The following is a 15,755-nucleotide window of genomic DNA, read 5'->3' on the forward strand; positions in this document are numbered from 1 at the left end:
TAACTGAATGAAATCGTTCTCATAAAGTTCAACTAATCGGGCTTTAACAAGCAGTTGATTCCTCACCTAATTCCTTAGCTTTCACTGAATTTTGGGTTAGGAATCTTACTGCTCGTTAAAGCGGCACAAATGGAGGGGCAACATGAAAAAAATAGGTGTAGGGATTGTAGGATTTGGTTTTTCTAGTACGACATTTCATATCCCACTATTACAAACAATAGAAGAATATGATATTCGTGCTGTATTATCCTCAAAAGAAGAGGTAGTAAAAGACACATTACCAAACGCTAATGTTGTTAGTACAATTGATGAATTGGTGAAGCGAGCTGATGTTGACTTAGTTGTTATTACATCACCTAATACAACTCATTTTCCATATGTAAAAGAAGCAATTTTAAATGGTAAGCATGTTGTTGTAGAAAAACCATTTGTTGTCTCAATTGAAGAAGGGGAAGAGCTTATTTCATTAGCAGAGCAGCATAATGTAATGTTAAGCGTATATCATAATCGTCGTTTTGATAATGATTTCTTAACAATTAAGAAATTGTTAGGAGAAAACAGAGTAGGGAATGTATACGCATATGAATCGAATTTTGATCGTTTCCGTCCACATGTACGTGATCGATGGAGAGAAAAAAATCTACCAGGCTCCGGTATATTATACGATTTAGGATCGCATTTAATTGACCAAGCGTTATCAATATTCGGGAAACCAGATGCGATAAGTGCAGATGTAATAAAACAACGACCAGGTGCAGAGGTGGATGATTATTTCCACATAGTACTTCATTACGGAGTTAAACGTGTCATTTTACGTAGTAGCAGTTATGTGAAAAAAGCTGGACCACATTTTATAGTGCATGGAGAGAAAGGTTCTATCGTGAAGTACGGTATGGATTCGCAGGAAGAGCAATTAAAAAATGGAATGAAGCCAGGTGATAACGGTTATGGAGTAGACGATGAAGAGAATTTTGCTACTTTAGAAACAGAAGAAAGCTTAGAGCGTATTCCAACAGAAGTCGGTTGTTATGACAATTATTATAAAGGTGTACGAGATAGTATATTAAATGGTGAGGAACTACCTGTAACAGCAAAAGAAGGTTTAGATGTTATTAAAATGATTCAATTAGCGATTGAAAGTAGTGAAAAGGGTAGAGTCATTTCTATAAAATAAAAAGACACGAAATTCGTGTCTTTTTTATTAGGAATATGTGAATATGATTAATTAATTAGTTTAGTCGTTTATCATACATTAATTGGATTTGTATGCCATAAGGATCTTCAATAATACTATATGCTTCACTAAATATATTTTTTTCTAGCGGAGAGATTATTTTCACATGCTTATCGGAAATTAAATTATTATAAAACCGTTGTATTTCTTCTAAATTAGCGCTTTGAATGCAAAGTGACATGTTATTTCCAACGTTATAACGTTCATTATGCTTCATTGTATCTTCTGCTATCATTAGCTTTGTATTCCCAATTTGTAAAACAGAGTGAGCAATATGATCTTTATTTTCACTTGTAATTTTAAAAGAACTATCTCTTTTCGCCAGTTCTTCATACGTAACAATCATTAATTTTTTGGCTTCTAAATTACGTGTATAAAAGTTAATCGCCTCCTTTGCTTGCCCGTTCATTGAAAGAAAAATAGCTATCTCTAATGTCATAAATATATAACTCCTTTATTAGTTGATAATTATAATATAGATTAAAAAGGTTTCAATACATGATACCTTTTTGGGAGGGAAATATGAAAAAAACTGAACGAATAAATGACATGCTTATTTTCTTAAATAATAAAAGATATTTTAATTTAAAAGATTTAATGGCTAGATATGATATTTCTAAAAGTACTGCGTTGCGAGATATTCAATCATTGGAAGAAATAGGTGTACCCATATATTCTGAATTAGGTAGAAATGGAAGTTATAAAATTATAGAAAATAGTGTGTTATCGCCAATTTATTTTAGTGTGGATGAAATGTATGCGTTATACTTTTCAATTCTTACGCTAAATGGATACAAGACAAAACCATTTAATGTAGAAAGTATTGCGCTTGAAAATAAATTTAAACATGTATTACCTGATAATGTGAGTAAAAATATTTCAATTATGGAACGAACGCTTTCCTTTGAAGTAACAAATCATAGTAATTTTAGTCCGTTCTTAAAAGAAATTTTACAGGGAATTTTTGCTGAGCAAGTTTATCATTTAACATATTTAAAAAAAGGTGAGGAGAAAGCATTGGTTGCCCAATTTATTCGAATAGAATCTAAATTTGGCCAGTGGTATGCTAAAATCTTTAATTTTGAGACAAATCATGTTCAAATAATTAGATGTGATAAAATTCTTTCTATTGTGGAAACAAGCAATGTTCATCCAAAAAATCTTGAAGAATTATTAAGTTATCTTACTACCTTTCACAGAAAGTCTGATGCAATTGATTTTAGCGTCATTGTTAATCAAAAAGGAAAAGACATTTTTGATAAAGAGAATTACCCTTCCATGAGGTTGCAAAAGGAAAATGAAAATTACATTATAACAGGCTATTTTAACAAGCAAGAATCTGATTTTATTTCAAATTATTTTCTGAATTTCGGTGAAACGATTATTTCAATTCAGCCTGTTATGCTAAAAGAGTTAATCTATAATAAGGTGTTATCTATAAAGCAGCATTTAACTTCTTTAAGATAAAGTTAGTTTTAGCTATTTATTTGATATGAAAAAGCCCTTGAGATTTAAATATCCAAAGGGCTTTTTGGTGATTGTATTTGTTTTTTAGAAACAATTATTTTTCTGGGACGGACAGTCCATAAAAGAACATCGTAACGATATCTTTTATATGTTTTTCCCGATCTCCTTCAAGAAGTTGTGCTCCAAATTCATCACCTAATTTTGTAAACATTTGAATGTAAAGTAACATCATTTCTTTAGTAAGGTGTGGATTAATTTCGTTTTTGCGCTGAGCTTGTTCTAATATTTCTAAATACCAGGGTAGGATTTTTTCATTTTGATAACTATAAATAAACTTACGGAGTTCTTCGTCCCTTTGCATCATTTGTAGTAACATATCAGGTTGAAATAATCCGCCAGTATTCATTTTTCTTACAATCATTTTTTGCATCATATCATGAAAAGGTAATTTTTCTTCTGCAAGCTCTTTATAATATTGAAATTCAGATATGATAAATTCTTGTATAAGCTCCCTAAATAACGCATCTTTACTTCCGAAATGATTATAAATTGTAACTTGAGAAACGTTTGCTTCTTTTGCGATATGTTCTATTTTCACTTCATTAAATCCACGTTCTGAAAATAATACGAATGCTGCTTCTTTAATGGCACGCTTTTTCTTTTCTTTTACTCTTTCAAAGCCGTTCAATGCAATCACCTCACTTAAAATATACAAGAAAAAATAATGGAAAACAATAATTTTGAAATATGGACTAATAAATATTTCAAAAAGTTGTTGCGAATATGGAAGATGAGGAGTACAATAATTTTGAAATATCAAACATTAAATATTTCAAAAAATGAGGTGGAATTATGATTTCAGTTCAAGATGTCACAAAACAGTTTTCGAATGGAAAAGGTTTGTTTCATATTACATTTGATGTAAAAGAGGGAGAAGTATTTGGTTATTTAGGACCGAATGGTGCCGGAAAATCAACGACAATTCGTAATTTAATGGGATTTATAAAACCGACAGCTGGTAAAGCGACAATTTTTGGATTAGATTGTTGGAATGAAGCAGCGAAAATTCAAAGGGAAGTTGGTTACTTGCCAGGTGAAATTTCTTTTATTGAAGGAATGAATGGATTAGAGTTTTTAAAATTAATGCAGGGAATGCGTGGATTAAAGGATACGAAAAGACGAGATGAACTGATAGAGCGTCTGCAATTTGATGTGAAAACACCGATTCGCAAAATGTCTAAAGGAATGAAGCAAAAAGTAGGGATAGTCGCTGCATTTATGCACGATCCAGAGGTGTTAATTTTAGATGAACCAACATCTGGACTTGATCCACTTATGCAACAAGTGTTTATAGATTTAATATTAGAGGAAAAGCAAAGAGGAAAAACAATCCTAATGTCATCACATATTTTTACTGAAATTGAGAGAACTTGTGACAGAGTAGCTATTATTAAAGATGGTCGACTCGTAACGGTTGAAAATATTCACAATTTACAAAGTATGAGAAGACAGGTGATAGATGTAACAGTATCATCACAAGAAGAGATTGAGTCCCTTACAAAGTGTAATTTGCAATTTGAAGCGGTAAAAGGTAGAGAGGCATCTATCATTGTACAAGGAAACTATCAAACTGTTTTACAAACACTTTCAAACTATAATGTAACGGCACTTCAAACGAGAGCGATGGATTTAGAACATTTATTTATGCATTATTACGATAAGAAAGAAGGGGTAACGCATGAATAAGCAATTATTTTTAGCTAGTTTGAAAGAAACACAAAAAAGTATTTTGAGTTATGCGTCTGGTGCAGCTTTATATCTGTGGTTATTAATTTGGATATTCCCGTCAATGGTATCAGCGAAAGGGCTAAATGAATTAATAGCTGCCATGCCTGATAGTGTGAAAAAAATCGTTGGTATGGAAAGTCCGATTCAAAACGTAATGGATTTTCTAGCGGGCGAATACTATAGTCTATTGTTTATTATCATTTTAACAATTTTTTGCGTAACAGTTGCGACACATTTAATTGCTCGTCATGTAGATAAAGGAGCAATGGCATACTTGCTAGCAACACCTGTATCTAGAGTGCAAATTGCGATTACACAAGCTGCTGTTCTCATATTGGGACTTCTAATTATTGTATCTGTTACGTATGTAGCTGGGTTAGTAGGTGCAGAATGGTTTTTACAAGATAACAACTTAAATAAAGAATTATTTTTGAAGATAAATGTAGTCGGAGGGCTCATATTTTTAGTCGTTAGTGCGTATTCATTTTTCTTTTCTTGTATATGTAATGACGAAAGAAAAGCACTAAGTTATTCAGCGAGTTTAACTATCTTATTTTTCGTATTGGATATGGTAGGGAAGTTAAGTGATAAGTTAGAATGGATGAAAAACCTATCATTATTTACGCTGTTTCGTCCGAAAGAAATTGCTGAAGGATCATATAATATATGGCCGGTAAGTATAGGGTTAACTACTGTAGCGCTTTGTATTTTTATCGTAGCGATTGTAGTATTTAGGAAGAGGGATTTACCGTTATAGAGTAGAAAGTCCACTGAGAAAGTGGGCTTTTTTTATTTGTAAATTTAAACTAGTATGTTTATCACATAACACTTATAAAGGATATTTCTTTTTTTAATTACAGAAATATTCAAAAAAGTGAACCTTTTTCTAGGTTCATACGTCTAATACATGTAAAGTTAAATTGGAAGTGATGAAGTGAGGATGAAACAGGAGGAGCAATTGTGAAAGTAATCCCTTTATATAAAATGATTGTAAAAGAAGAAACGGATGTTTCTTTAGCGAAAAAAGGTGATCATGAAGCCTTTATAGCGCTTATACATACAGAAAAAGCGAAGATGTATCGAATAGCAAAGGCGATGTTACGTGATGAGACAAATATAGAGGATGCGATACAGACAACAATTTTAAAAGCCTATGAAAATATAAAAAAATTAAGAAAAGAAGAATTTTTTCAAACTTGGTTAATTCGAATACTAATAAATGAGTGTAACAATATTATTAGAGCGTATAAAAATGTAATTGTGACAGAAGAGAATGATTACATTATGAGTGCGTGTGATCAGTATGAAGATATAGATTTGTGTAATGCGATTCAATCGTTACATGAAGAATTAAGAGCTGTTACGGTGCTTTATTACTATGAAGACATGAATCAAGAGAGTATAGCAAAGCTGTTAGAAATACCGAAAGGAACAGTGAAATCAAGATTATCACGTGCGAGGGAACAACTACAAAAACGATTAAAGATGGAATAGGGGGTGTAAAGGATGGATAATGAAAAATTATTTGATGAGAAATTAAAAAAGAGAATAAAAGATGAAAATGTTATAGTACCTCCAGAGTTAAATGAAAAGATTAACGGCACGCTACATAATCTTAAGGTAAAAAAGAAGAGTTACAAAATTCATATGATGATAATTAGTGCAGCGGTTTGTATACTTTCAGTGGTATCTATGTCTGAGTTTTCTATACAAAGTTTTGCGCAAAATGGTGGAGTATTTGAATATGTAAAGAAAAAAGCGTTTTCTGATTATGAAAATGAAGAAGAAATAAAATCGAATGTACATTATCCAGATAAAGAAAAGATTCATCAAAAAATGCTAGATTCTATTGATTATTTTAAAAATATTTCAGGACAATTTGAGGAATATTCTAGCTCATCAAGAATTGCTACAACATATAAGTATGCGATTGATACGGAGAAACAAAGAGGTATCTCTTCGAAAGAAGATAAACTAGCCAAAAAACGAACAATTATATATAACGAGGGGAAGAAAAAAGAGTTTGATGATGAGAAGTATACTTACAAAGAGACAAAATGGAACCCGAAAGAAAGAAACAATGAACTATTAAAATTAAATCCTACGGAAAGGTTAGTGAGAAAATCAGATGAGAAAAAGAGATATGATGATGAATATGTAGGGCTAGCTAAATATAGTATTCAATCAGAATTCGCAGATTTATTAATTCGATATAAAGATTGGAATTATAAAGAAACGAAATATCTTGGATTAGATTGTTACAAAATTGAAGGAGTTATAAACATAGAGATGGCTGTTAGCACCTCTGAAGATTTAAGAGGGAAATTCGAAATGGTTGTGGAGAAAAATACAGGGATTATGTTGAAATTTCTTAGTTTTCAAGAAGGCTTGATTCAATATTCAGTTACGACTGAATGGATACAAATAGATAAGGGATTGAAAGAAAGTATGTTTCAAAAGGATAGCGCTAAATATGAAAAAATGAAAAACATATTGGATGAATAGAAACAGGAGGAGAGTAAATGGGGAATCATTCATCTTTAAGAGAAGAGAAAAATAAGCAAAAATATAAAAAGAAAAAGATAATAAGTTTACTACTGGCGGTATTACTATTTGGTGGAATTGGCTATGGAGCCTATGTATATATGAAAACTTCTAGTCTTGTACAAAAATCTAATTTGAATTTAGCACGAGGTGAAAAATCCAATTTACGTGAGAAATCTGTAAAGCCAATTGCAAATCATGTTTCACTTTTAATTATGGGAATTGATGAAAATCAAGAACGACAAAAGGAATATAATGGTGCATTTCATACAGATGCATTATTGTTAGCGACTTTTAATAAAGACGATAAAACAGTGAAATTAACGAGCATACCGCGTGATACATATACATATGTTCCAGTTGAAAAGAAAAAAGATAAAATAACCCATGCATATGGAAGTGGTTTCGTTAAAAATGGTAAAGATGGAGGACCGCAAGCTTCTGTGGAAGCGGTAGAAAAATTGTTACAGGTGCCTGTTGATTATTTTGTGAAATTTAATTTTGGTTCCTTTATTAAAATTGTTGATGGGTTAGATGGTATTGAAGTGGATGTCCCAGTTGAATTTACGGAGCAAAATAGTAAAGATGAACCTGATGCGATTCATTTGAAAAAAGGATTACAAAAATTAAATGGGGAAGAAGCACTTGCACTAGCAAGAACGCGCCATATTGATAGTGATGCAATGAGAGGACAGCGCCAACAACTTGTTATTGAAGCGATTTTAAGTAAATTAAAAAGTGTAGGATCGATTACGAAGCTAGAAAAAATAGTTGAGGCGGTTGATGGTGATTTTAAAACAAATTTAGTAATGGATGATATTTTATCTTTTTATAAATACGGTTTAAACGGTTCATTTGAAAAAATACAATTAGCTGGTGATGATTTATACTTACCTAATGGCCCAAACGGGCAACGTGTATATTATTATAATCCTAATAAAAAAGATCTACAGAGTTTGAGTAATACTCTTAGAACACATCTAGGATTAAGTGAAAAAAAGATTGAGGAGAATTAAAGCAGATGTAATGTCTGCTTTTTTATTATGTTAAATAGTATGTCTTTTATCCGTAAATATTATATACTATTTTCAAGTTTAAGATAATAGTGTAACATAAAATTATAGTTTAAGTTAAATAACAGGGGGGCTATTACATAGAATATATCATTAGCAATTATTGAAATAGTATGGGAGAAATGAAAATACAGGGGAGTATCAAAAATGAGAATCGTAAAGAATTTAACATTCCAAGTTATTGTGGCCATTATTTGTGGTATTGCAGTAGGGGCAATTTGGCCGAGTGTTGGACAACAAATGAAGCCAATTGGTGAAACATTCATCAATATGATTAAAATGGTTATTGCACCGATTATCTTTTTAACAATTGTGCTCGGTATTGCAAGTATGGGAAGTATGAAAAAGGTAGGCCGTGTTGGTGGGAAGGCACTATTATATTTTGAAATTGTTACAACAGCGGCTTTAATTATTGGTATCATCGTAGCGAATGTTGTACGTCCAGGAGATGGATTAGATCCCTCAAAACTAAAGGGCGGAGATGTTTCACAATATGTACAAAGCGGACAAGAAATGAAATGGATGGATTTCTTTTTACATATCGTGCCGTCTAACATGTTTGAAGCATTTGCCAAAGGTGATATTTTACAAGTTCTGTTCTTCTCCATTTTATTCGGCGCAGGGTTAACGATGTTAGGGAAAAATGGACAACCGGTTATTGACTTTTTTGAAAGATTATCGAAAGTATTTTTTAACATTTTATCAATTGTAATGAAATTAGCACCGGCTGGAGCATTCGGTGGGATGGCATTTACAATTGGGAAGTATGGTTTAAGCACGCTCATACCACTTGGTAAATTAATGATTTGTGTATATGCGACAATGGTATTATTTGTTTTTATTGTTTTAAATTTTATTTGTAAACTGTACAAATTTAGTTTGTGGAAATATTTAGCGCATATTAAAGAAGAATTACTTATTGTTCTCGGGACATCATCGTCAGAATCAGTACTGCCGCGGATGATGACAAAGATGGAAGACTTCGGGTGTTCGAAACCGGTAGTAGGTTTAGTCATTCCAACAGGCTATTCTTTTAACTTAGATGGAACAACGATTTATTTATCAATGGCAACTATATTTTTAGCGCAAGTTTTTCACGTTGATCTTTCACTAGGTCAACAATTAACTATAATAGCTATTTTGTTAGTTACATCTAAAGGAGCAGCAGCAGTAACCGGCGGGGGATTCATTGTACTAGCATCTACTCTATCTGCAATGAATGTTATCCCATTAGAAGGTTTAGCGTTATTACTTGGTGTAGATCGTTTCATGTCAGAAGCACGTGCTATCGTTAATTTAATTGGTAACGGTATTGCAACTGTAGTTGTTGCGAAAAGTGAAAATGAATTTGATGATGAGAAGTATACGAGAGTAGTAGAGGAAATGAAAAGAGAAAAAATGGTCGGGTAAAAAGTCAGCTTTGCTGACTTTTTTATTTTTGTAGAAAAGATGTTTTTAGATATATGCATTATTTATTAGCAATAATTAACAAGTATTCAAGTGGTAAATGAGATGAAAGTGATTAAAACAACGAATGTGTATGAATGCGAAATAAGGTTTGAACAAAATATGGAATTTTTATGAATATTACTGTAAAAAAATAATTTTTTAAAAATTTTCAATAATAATACTTTACAAAAATTAAAAAATTAGTAGAATAAGAATTAGTAAGAATCGTCTGATAAATATATAGAGAAAAACAGAATTATCAGAAAATTCTTTAATAGCTATCGTTAAGAATTAGGGAGGGTACAAAATGAAAAAGAAACAAATGAAAAAACTAACAGCAGTTGTAGCACCGGTTTTAGCAATGAGCATGGCGTTAACAGCATGTTCTACATCAGGTGGAGATAAGAAGACAAGCACAAACTCAAGTGGAGATAGCAAGTCAGAGGGGAAATTAGCGGCAAAACAAGTGTTGAATCGAACAGTAAACCAAGAGATTCCAACGATGGATTCTTCTAAATCAACAGATACAGTATCTTCACAAATGCTAGGGAATACGATGGAAGGATTATATCGTCTTGATAAAGATAATAAGCCTATTCCAGCTGCAGCAGAATCTAGCACGAAAAGTGAAGATGGTAAAAAATATACATTTAAACTACGTAAAGATGCAAAATGGTCAAATGGAGATCCAGTAACGGCGAAAGATTTCGTATATGCTTGGCAACGTCTATTAGATCCAAAAACAGCTGCTGAGTATGCATTTATCGCATTCCCAATTAAAAATGCAGAAGTGGTTAATAAAGGTGAAAAACCTGTAGCTGAATTAGGAGTGAAAGCAGTAGATGATCTTACGCTTGAAGTTGAATTAGAGCAAGCGGTACCGTACTTCTTAAACTTAGTAGCATTCCCATCGTACTACCCATTAAATGAAAAATTCGTAAAAGAAAAAGGGGAGAAGTTCGGTATAGAGTCTGATACAACAGTTTATAATGGACCGTTCGTTCTTAAAGATTGGAAGCATGAACAAGGATGGCAATTAAAGAAAAATGATCAATATTGGGATAAAAAGACTGTAAAACTTGAAGAAGTTAACTTCAGTGTTGTTAAAGAACCAGCAACTCTTATCAATTTATATGATAGCGGTCAAGTTGACTTTGCTTTATTAACTGGAGAGTTCGTAGATAAATATAGAAGCAAGAAAGATGAATTTGGCACATATTCACAAGTGAGTACGTATTTCATTCGTATGAACCAAAAACGTGATGGACAAGACACGCCATTAAAGAGCAAAAAATTACGTGAAGCAATTGCGCTATCAATTGATAAAAAGAATTTAGCAAATGTAATTTTAAATGATGGATCAAAAGAAGCTGACTTCTTAGTACCAAAAGGATTAGCAACTGGACCGGACGGTAAAGATTTCCAAGAAACATTTAAAAACGGTTTGAAACCAAATCCTAAAAAAGCTGCTGCAGCTTGGGAAGAAGCGAAAAAAGAACTTGGAAAAGATCAAGTTACGATTGAATTCTTAAACTACGATACTGGTAATGCGAAAAAAGTTGGCGAATATATTAAAGATCAGATTGAGAAAAACTTAAAAGGTGTAACAGTTAATATTAAACTTCAACCATTTAAGCAAAAACTAAAATTAGAGACTGAACAACAATATGATATTTCGTATGGCGGATGGAATCCGGATTATGCAGATCCAATGACGTTCTTAGATATGTTTGAGACTGGACATTCTCATAACCAAATGAGCTTCTCTGACCCTAAATATGACGGCATGGTGAAAAAAGCTGGAACGGAATTAATGAGCGATGCGAAAAAACGTTGGGAAGAGTTAGGGAAAGCTGAAAAAACATTACTTGAAGAAGATGTAGCGATTGTACCTTTATATCAACGTGGAGATTCTTATGTTTTACAACCAAATGTAAAGGGAGTAGTAAAACATAATATCAGTCCAGAATTTAGCTTTAAATGGGCATATGTAACTGAAAAATAATAGAGTTAAAAAAGCATTTCAAAGTAGCTTGGCTACTTTGAAATGCTTTTTTTGTGAGCTTAAAATACTAATTTTTAGTATGGTTAAATAGAGGAGAATAAGGTGTATAGTATGTACATATAGTAGATGGGGATAAATCCTACCAAAATAAAAAGTCAGAATATTTAAAATTAAACTATTTACAAATGCGAAAAAAAGAGTAGAATAACATTAGTTGTAAATTTCAGAAAAATGAATCTTTAATAAGGGGTCTCTCAAGGGTTGGTAATGTACATATAATTAGGGAGGGTACAAAAATGAAGAGAAAAAAGCTGAAAAAGTTAACGGCGGTTGTAGTACCAGTTTTAGCGATGAGTGTTGCATTGACAGCATGTTCTGGGTCAGGTGGGGAAAAGAAAACGACTACTACATCAAATAGTGGGGAAGAAAAAAAATCAGATATTAAATATGCAGCGAAACAAGTATTAAATCGTACGGAAAACCAAGAAATTCCGACGATGGATACTTCTAAATCTACTGATACATTAGGTGCGCAAATTTTAGGGAACACGATGGAAGGCCTATATCGCCTTGATAAAGATAATAAGCCAATTCCTGCTGCGGCAGAGTCTAGTACGAAAAGTGAAGATGGTAAAAAGTATACGTTTAAACTGCGAAAAGATGCAAAATGGTCAAATGGTGATCCTGTAACAGCGAAAGATTTCGTTTTCGCATGGCAGCGCTTACTTGATAAGAATACTGCGGCAGAATATGCATTTATTGCTTACTATATTAAAAATGCAGAAGCGATTAATAAAGGGGAAAAACCTGTAACTGAATTAGGAGCGAAGGCGGTAGATGATTACACGCTAGAAGTAGAATTAGAAAAACCGGTACCGTATTTCTTAAATTTATTAGCATTCCCATCATACTATCCATTAAATGAAAAATTCGTAAAAGAAAAAGGTGATAAGTACGGTTTAGAAGCAGATACAACTGTGTATAACGGTCCATTCGTTATGTCTTCATGGAAACATGAACAAGGTTGGCAGCTGAAGAAAAATGATAAGTACTGGGATAAAAAGACTGTGAAATTAGAAGAAATTAACTATAGTGTAGTAAAAGAGGTTGCAACGAAAGTAAACTTATATGATACAGGATCAATTGATTTTACATTACTATCAGGAGAGTTTGTAGATAAATATAAATCGAACAAAGAAGAATATGGTGAGTATGCGGAATCAAGTACATTCTTCTTACGTTTAAATCAAAAACGTAACGGACAAGATACACCTTTAAAGAGCAAAAAACTACGTGAAGCAATTGCATTATCAGTTGATAAAAAAGGATTGGCAAATGTAATTTTAAATAATGGATCAAAAGCAACAGATCAATTGGTTCCAAAAGGACTTGCGACAGGGCCAGATGGTAAAGATTATCAAGATACATTTAAAAATGGTCTGAAATATAATCCGAAAAAAGGAGCAGCAGCGTGGGAAGCGGCGAAAAAAGAACTTGGAAAAGATCAAGTGACAATTGAATTACTAAGTTATGATGATGGAACTGCGAAAAAGATTGCTGACTATGTAAAAGATCAAATTGAGAAAAATTTAAAAGGTGTAACGATTAATACGAAAATTCAGCCATTCAAACAAAAATTAAAATTAGAAACTGCGCAAGATTATGAAATTTCTTATGCAGGTTGGAGTCCAGACTATGCGGATCCAATGACATTTATTGATATGTTTGAATCGAAGAGCCCGTACAACCAAATGAGTTATTCAAATCCAAAATACGATGAAATGGTAGGAAAAGCAGGTAATGAATTAATGAGTGATGCGAAAAAACGTTGGGAAACGTTAGGGAAAGCTGAAAAATTATTCCTTGAAGAAGATGCAGGGTTAGTTCCTTTATATCAAACAGGAAGATCGTACGTAATGAAACCGAATGTAAAAGGAATTGTGAAACATAACATCAGTCCAGAATATAGCTTTAAGTGGGCGTATGTAACTGAGGATGGCGGAAAAAAATAAAGTGAAATGCTTTTTAGTATGTATAAGGGAATAAATCTCTTTAGCCTATTGAGAATCGGATAGGTAATTAGGAAGGTTCTATCTGAGGAAATTAGAGAGGTCAGTAAGTGGTAAGAAAGATGAATGATAGTAAAAGACCTCATGCTAATAAGAAAAATATAGAATGTAGTAATAGAGTGGAATAAGAGAAGGGATGTTTACATATAGTAGATGGGGGATAATTCATATAGTAGTTAAAACAACAAGATACTATAATAAAAAAATAAATATTTAGAAAATTTACAAAAATACTTTACAAAATTTTAAAAAACGGTAGAATATTAATTAATAAGAATTTTCTGATAACGAAAGTTAGTAGAGAATTTCTAAATGTTAATATCGTACATATAATTGGGGAGGGTACAAAAAAATGAAGAGAAAAAAGATGAAAAAATTTACAGCGGTCGTAGCACCAGTTTTAGTAATGAGTATGGCATTAACAGCTTGCTCTGGATCAGGAGATAAAGAGAAGGCAAGCACAACACCAAAAAGCAGTGAAAAAGAAGGCGGAAAGCTAGCGGCGAAGCAAGTGCTTAATTTAACAGAGTCTCAAGAGATTCCATCTATGGACTCTGCTAAAGCGACAGACCAAGTATCTTTTCTAGCTTTAAACAACGTAATGGAAGGTTTATATCGACTTGATAAAGATAATAAAGCAACACCAGGAGTTGCTGAATCATATAAAAAGAGTGATGATGGTAAAAAATACACATTTACATTAAATAAAAATGCAAAATGGTCAAATGGAGAGCCTGTAACAGCGAAGGATTTCGTGTTTGCTTGGAAACGTGCGGTAGATAAAAATACAGCAGCAGAATATGCATACATTATGTTTGATTTGAAAAATGCACAAGCGATTAATGAAGGAAAAGCTGAACTAGATACGTTAGGAGTAAAAGCTGTAGATGACTATACGTTAGAAGTAGAATTAGAAAATCCAGTTCCTTACTTTGTAGAATTAACTTCATTTGGAACATTTTATCCATTAAACGAGAAATTTGTAAAAGAAAAAGGAGAAAAGTACGGTTTAGAATCAGATACGACGTTATACAACGGACCGTTTACATTAACAGACTGGAAACATGAAGAAGGTTGGAAGTTAAAGAAAAATGCACAATATTGGGATAATAAAACAGTTAAGTTAGATGAAATCAACTTTGACGTAGTAAAAGATAGCGGTACACGTGTTAACTTATATGAAAGTGGACAAATCGATCGTTCAGGACTTACATCTGAATTTGTTGACAAATATAAATCAAGCCCCGACTTCTTTACACAAAAAACACCGTCAACATTCTTCTTACGCTTAAACCAAAAACGTGGTGGGCAAGATACAGTGTTAAAGAGCAAAGATCTACGTTTAGCGATTGCAAAAGCGTACGATAAAAAAGGCTTAACGAATGTAATTTTAAATGATGGTTCTACACCTGCAGATTATTTAGTGCCAAAAGAATTTGCTAAGAGCCCAGATGGAAAAGACTTCCGTAAAGAAAATGGAGATATTTTAAAAACAGATGTGAAAAAAGCAAAAGAGCATTGGGAAAAAGCGAAAAAAGAGCTTGGAAAAGATGCAATTACAGTAGAACTATTAAACTATGATGGTGATGGTGCGAAAAAAGTAGGAGAATTCTTAAAAGGAGAACTTGAGAAAAACCTACCAGGTTTAACGGTGAATTTGAAAAACCAGCCATTTAAACAAAAGTTAAAATTAGAATCAGATCTAGATTATGATTTATCTTACGCTGGTTGGGGGCCTGACTACTTAGATCCAATGACATTCATTGATATGTTTGTTACAAATGGCCCTCATAACCAAACAGGATATTCAAATCCTAAATATGATGAGATTGTACAAAAAGGTAAAGGTGAGCTATTAACGAAAACGAAAGAGCGTTGGGATAGCTTACTGAAAGCGGAGAAAATGTTATTGGAAGATGCAGCAATTGCACCATTATATCAACGTGGTGATGCTATCGTTCAAAGACCTAAAGTAAAAGGTATTGTTCACCATCCAGTTGGTGGAGACTACAGCTATAAATGGGCATATATTACAGAGGATAAGTAAGATGAGGGGCGTACAATACGCCCTTTTTTCTATGCACTTTTCTTCCTTACTCGAATATATAAAATAAAAAAGGGAGAAT

The 15,755-nt window shown here is 32.6% G+C and carries 13 protein-coding genes; 11 read left to right on the plus strand and 2 right to left on the minus strand.

From position 1 onward, the window contains the following. Positions 1–142 precede the first annotated feature (142 nt). Complete coding sequence (locus ACS2QP_RS13695) at positions 143–1,174, plus strand: oxidoreductase (RefSeq protein ID WP_438882510.1); 1,032 nt, start codon at positions 143–145, stop codon at positions 1,172–1,174. A gap of 55 nt (positions 1,175–1,229) precedes the next feature. Here the strand turns inward: ACS2QP_RS13695 and ACS2QP_RS13700 are convergent, their stop codons facing one another. Next, the gene (locus ACS2QP_RS13700) at positions 1,230–1,673 is read right to left on the minus strand and encodes a VOC family protein (protein WP_017673166.1); all 444 of its coding nucleotides are present in this window, start codon (positions 1,671–1,673) and stop codon (positions 1,230–1,232) included. A 59-nt stretch (positions 1,674–1,732) separates the two neighbouring features. On the opposite strand from ACS2QP_RS13700, the gene ACS2QP_RS13705 reads away from it, so the two are divergent. Further along, on the plus strand, positions 1,733–2,701 hold the full coding sequence (locus tag ACS2QP_RS13705) for a helix-turn-helix transcriptional regulator (RefSeq protein ID WP_002041615.1): 969 nt from the start codon (positions 1,733–1,735) through the stop codon (positions 2,699–2,701). A gap of 94 nt (positions 2,702–2,795) precedes the next feature. Here ACS2QP_RS13705 and ACS2QP_RS13710 read toward each other — a convergent pair whose 3' ends face one another. Next, positions 2,796–3,398, minus strand: a complete 603-nt coding sequence (locus ACS2QP_RS13710) for a TetR/AcrR family transcriptional regulator (RefSeq protein WP_002041614.1) — start codon at positions 3,396–3,398, stop codon at positions 2,796–2,798. Between the two features lie 155 nt (positions 3,399–3,553). Here ACS2QP_RS13710 and ACS2QP_RS13715 point away from each other — a divergent pair, with 155 nt between their 5' ends. The 9 genes from ACS2QP_RS13715 (at position 3,554) to ACS2QP_RS13755 (ending at position 15,676) form a co-directional block, all read left to right on the plus strand. Then, a complete protein-coding gene (locus ACS2QP_RS13715; protein ID WP_438882511.1) occupies positions 3,554–4,447 on the plus strand; it encodes an ABC transporter ATP-binding protein in 894 nt (297 codons plus the stop codon). Next, positions 4,440–5,246 (plus strand): ABC transporter permease subunit, encoded by an 807-nt coding sequence (locus tag ACS2QP_RS13720; RefSeq protein WP_025688680.1) that lies wholly within the window; start codon positions 4,440–4,442, stop codon positions 5,244–5,246. Before ACS2QP_RS13715 ends, ACS2QP_RS13720 begins: the two co-directional genes overlap by 8 nt. Positions 5,247–5,449: 203 nt before the next feature. Next, positions 5,450–5,983, plus strand: a complete 534-nt coding sequence (locus ACS2QP_RS13725; RefSeq protein ID WP_438882512.1) for a sigma-70 family RNA polymerase sigma factor — start codon at positions 5,450–5,452, stop codon at positions 5,981–5,983. A 12-nt stretch (positions 5,984–5,995) separates the two neighbouring features. Next, positions 5,996–6,994, plus strand: coding sequence for an anti-sigma factor (locus ACS2QP_RS13730; RefSeq protein ID WP_438882513.1), 999 nt, complete (start codon positions 5,996–5,998; stop codon positions 6,992–6,994). Between the two features lie 17 nt (positions 6,995–7,011). Beyond that, positions 7,012–8,049, plus strand: coding sequence for an LCP family protein (locus ACS2QP_RS13735; protein ID WP_438882514.1), 1,038 nt, complete (start codon positions 7,012–7,014; stop codon positions 8,047–8,049). Between the two features lie 204 nt (positions 8,050–8,253). Further along, positions 8,254–9,516: a dicarboxylate/amino acid:cation symporter gene (locus tag ACS2QP_RS13740; RefSeq protein WP_017673160.1), complete on the plus strand. Its 1,263-nt coding sequence runs from the start codon at positions 8,254–8,256 to the stop codon at positions 9,514–9,516. 346 nt (positions 9,517–9,862) lie between these two features. After that, positions 9,863–11,560: a peptide ABC transporter substrate-binding protein gene (locus ACS2QP_RS13745; protein ID WP_000730151.1), complete on the plus strand. Its 1,698-nt coding sequence runs from the start codon at positions 9,863–9,865 to the stop codon at positions 11,558–11,560. Positions 11,561–11,856: 296 nt separating this feature from the next. Beyond that, a complete protein-coding gene (locus tag ACS2QP_RS13750) occupies positions 11,857–13,572 on the plus strand; it encodes a peptide ABC transporter substrate-binding protein (RefSeq protein ID WP_438882515.1) in 1,716 nt (571 codons plus the stop codon). Between the two features lie 409 nt (positions 13,573–13,981). Continuing rightward, positions 13,982–15,676: a peptide ABC transporter substrate-binding protein gene (locus ACS2QP_RS13755; protein ID WP_438882516.1), complete on the plus strand. Its 1,695-nt coding sequence runs from the start codon at positions 13,982–13,984 to the stop codon at positions 15,674–15,676. Positions 15,677–15,755: the final 79 nt, after the last annotated feature.

The organism is Bacillus cereus group sp. Bce019 (assembly GCF_051781745.1).
Lineage (GTDB): Bacteria > Bacillota > Bacilli > Bacillales > Bacillaceae_G > Bacillus_A > Bacillus_A cereus.

Excerpts from the sequence above, each read along its gene's own strand:
- ACS2QP_RS13695 (WP_438882510.1), top strand. The coding sequence starts at position 143 with ATGAAAAAAATAGGTGTAGGGATTGTAGGATTTGGTTTTTCTAGTACG.
- ACS2QP_RS13700 (WP_017673166.1), bottom strand. The coding sequence starts at position 1,673 with ATGACATTAGAGATAGCTATTTTTCTTTCAATGAACGGGCAAGCAAAG.
- ACS2QP_RS13705 (WP_002041615.1), top strand. The coding sequence starts at position 1,733 with ATGATACCTTTTTGGGAGGGAAATATGAAAAAAACTGAACGAATAAAT.
- ACS2QP_RS13715 (WP_438882511.1), top strand. The coding sequence starts at position 3,554 with ATGATTTCAGTTCAAGATGTCACAAAACAGTTTTCGAATGGAAAAGGT.
- ACS2QP_RS13720 (WP_025688680.1), top strand. The coding sequence starts at position 4,440 with ATGAATAAGCAATTATTTTTAGCTAGTTTGAAAGAAACACAAAAAAGT.
- ACS2QP_RS13730 (WP_438882513.1), top strand. The coding sequence starts at position 5,996 with ATGGATAATGAAAAATTATTTGATGAGAAATTAAAAAAGAGAATAAAA.
- ACS2QP_RS13735 (WP_438882514.1), top strand. The coding sequence starts at position 7,012 with ATGGGGAATCATTCATCTTTAAGAGAAGAGAAAAATAAGCAAAAATAT.
- ACS2QP_RS13740 (WP_017673160.1), top strand. The coding sequence starts at position 8,254 with ATGAGAATCGTAAAGAATTTAACATTCCAAGTTATTGTGGCCATTATT.
- ACS2QP_RS13745 (WP_000730151.1), top strand. The coding sequence starts at position 9,863 with ATGAAAAAGAAACAAATGAAAAAACTAACAGCAGTTGTAGCACCGGTT.
- ACS2QP_RS13750 (WP_438882515.1), top strand. The coding sequence starts at position 11,857 with ATGAAGAGAAAAAAGCTGAAAAAGTTAACGGCGGTTGTAGTACCAGTT.
- ACS2QP_RS13755 (WP_438882516.1), top strand. The coding sequence starts at position 13,982 with ATGAAGAGAAAAAAGATGAAAAAATTTACAGCGGTCGTAGCACCAGTT.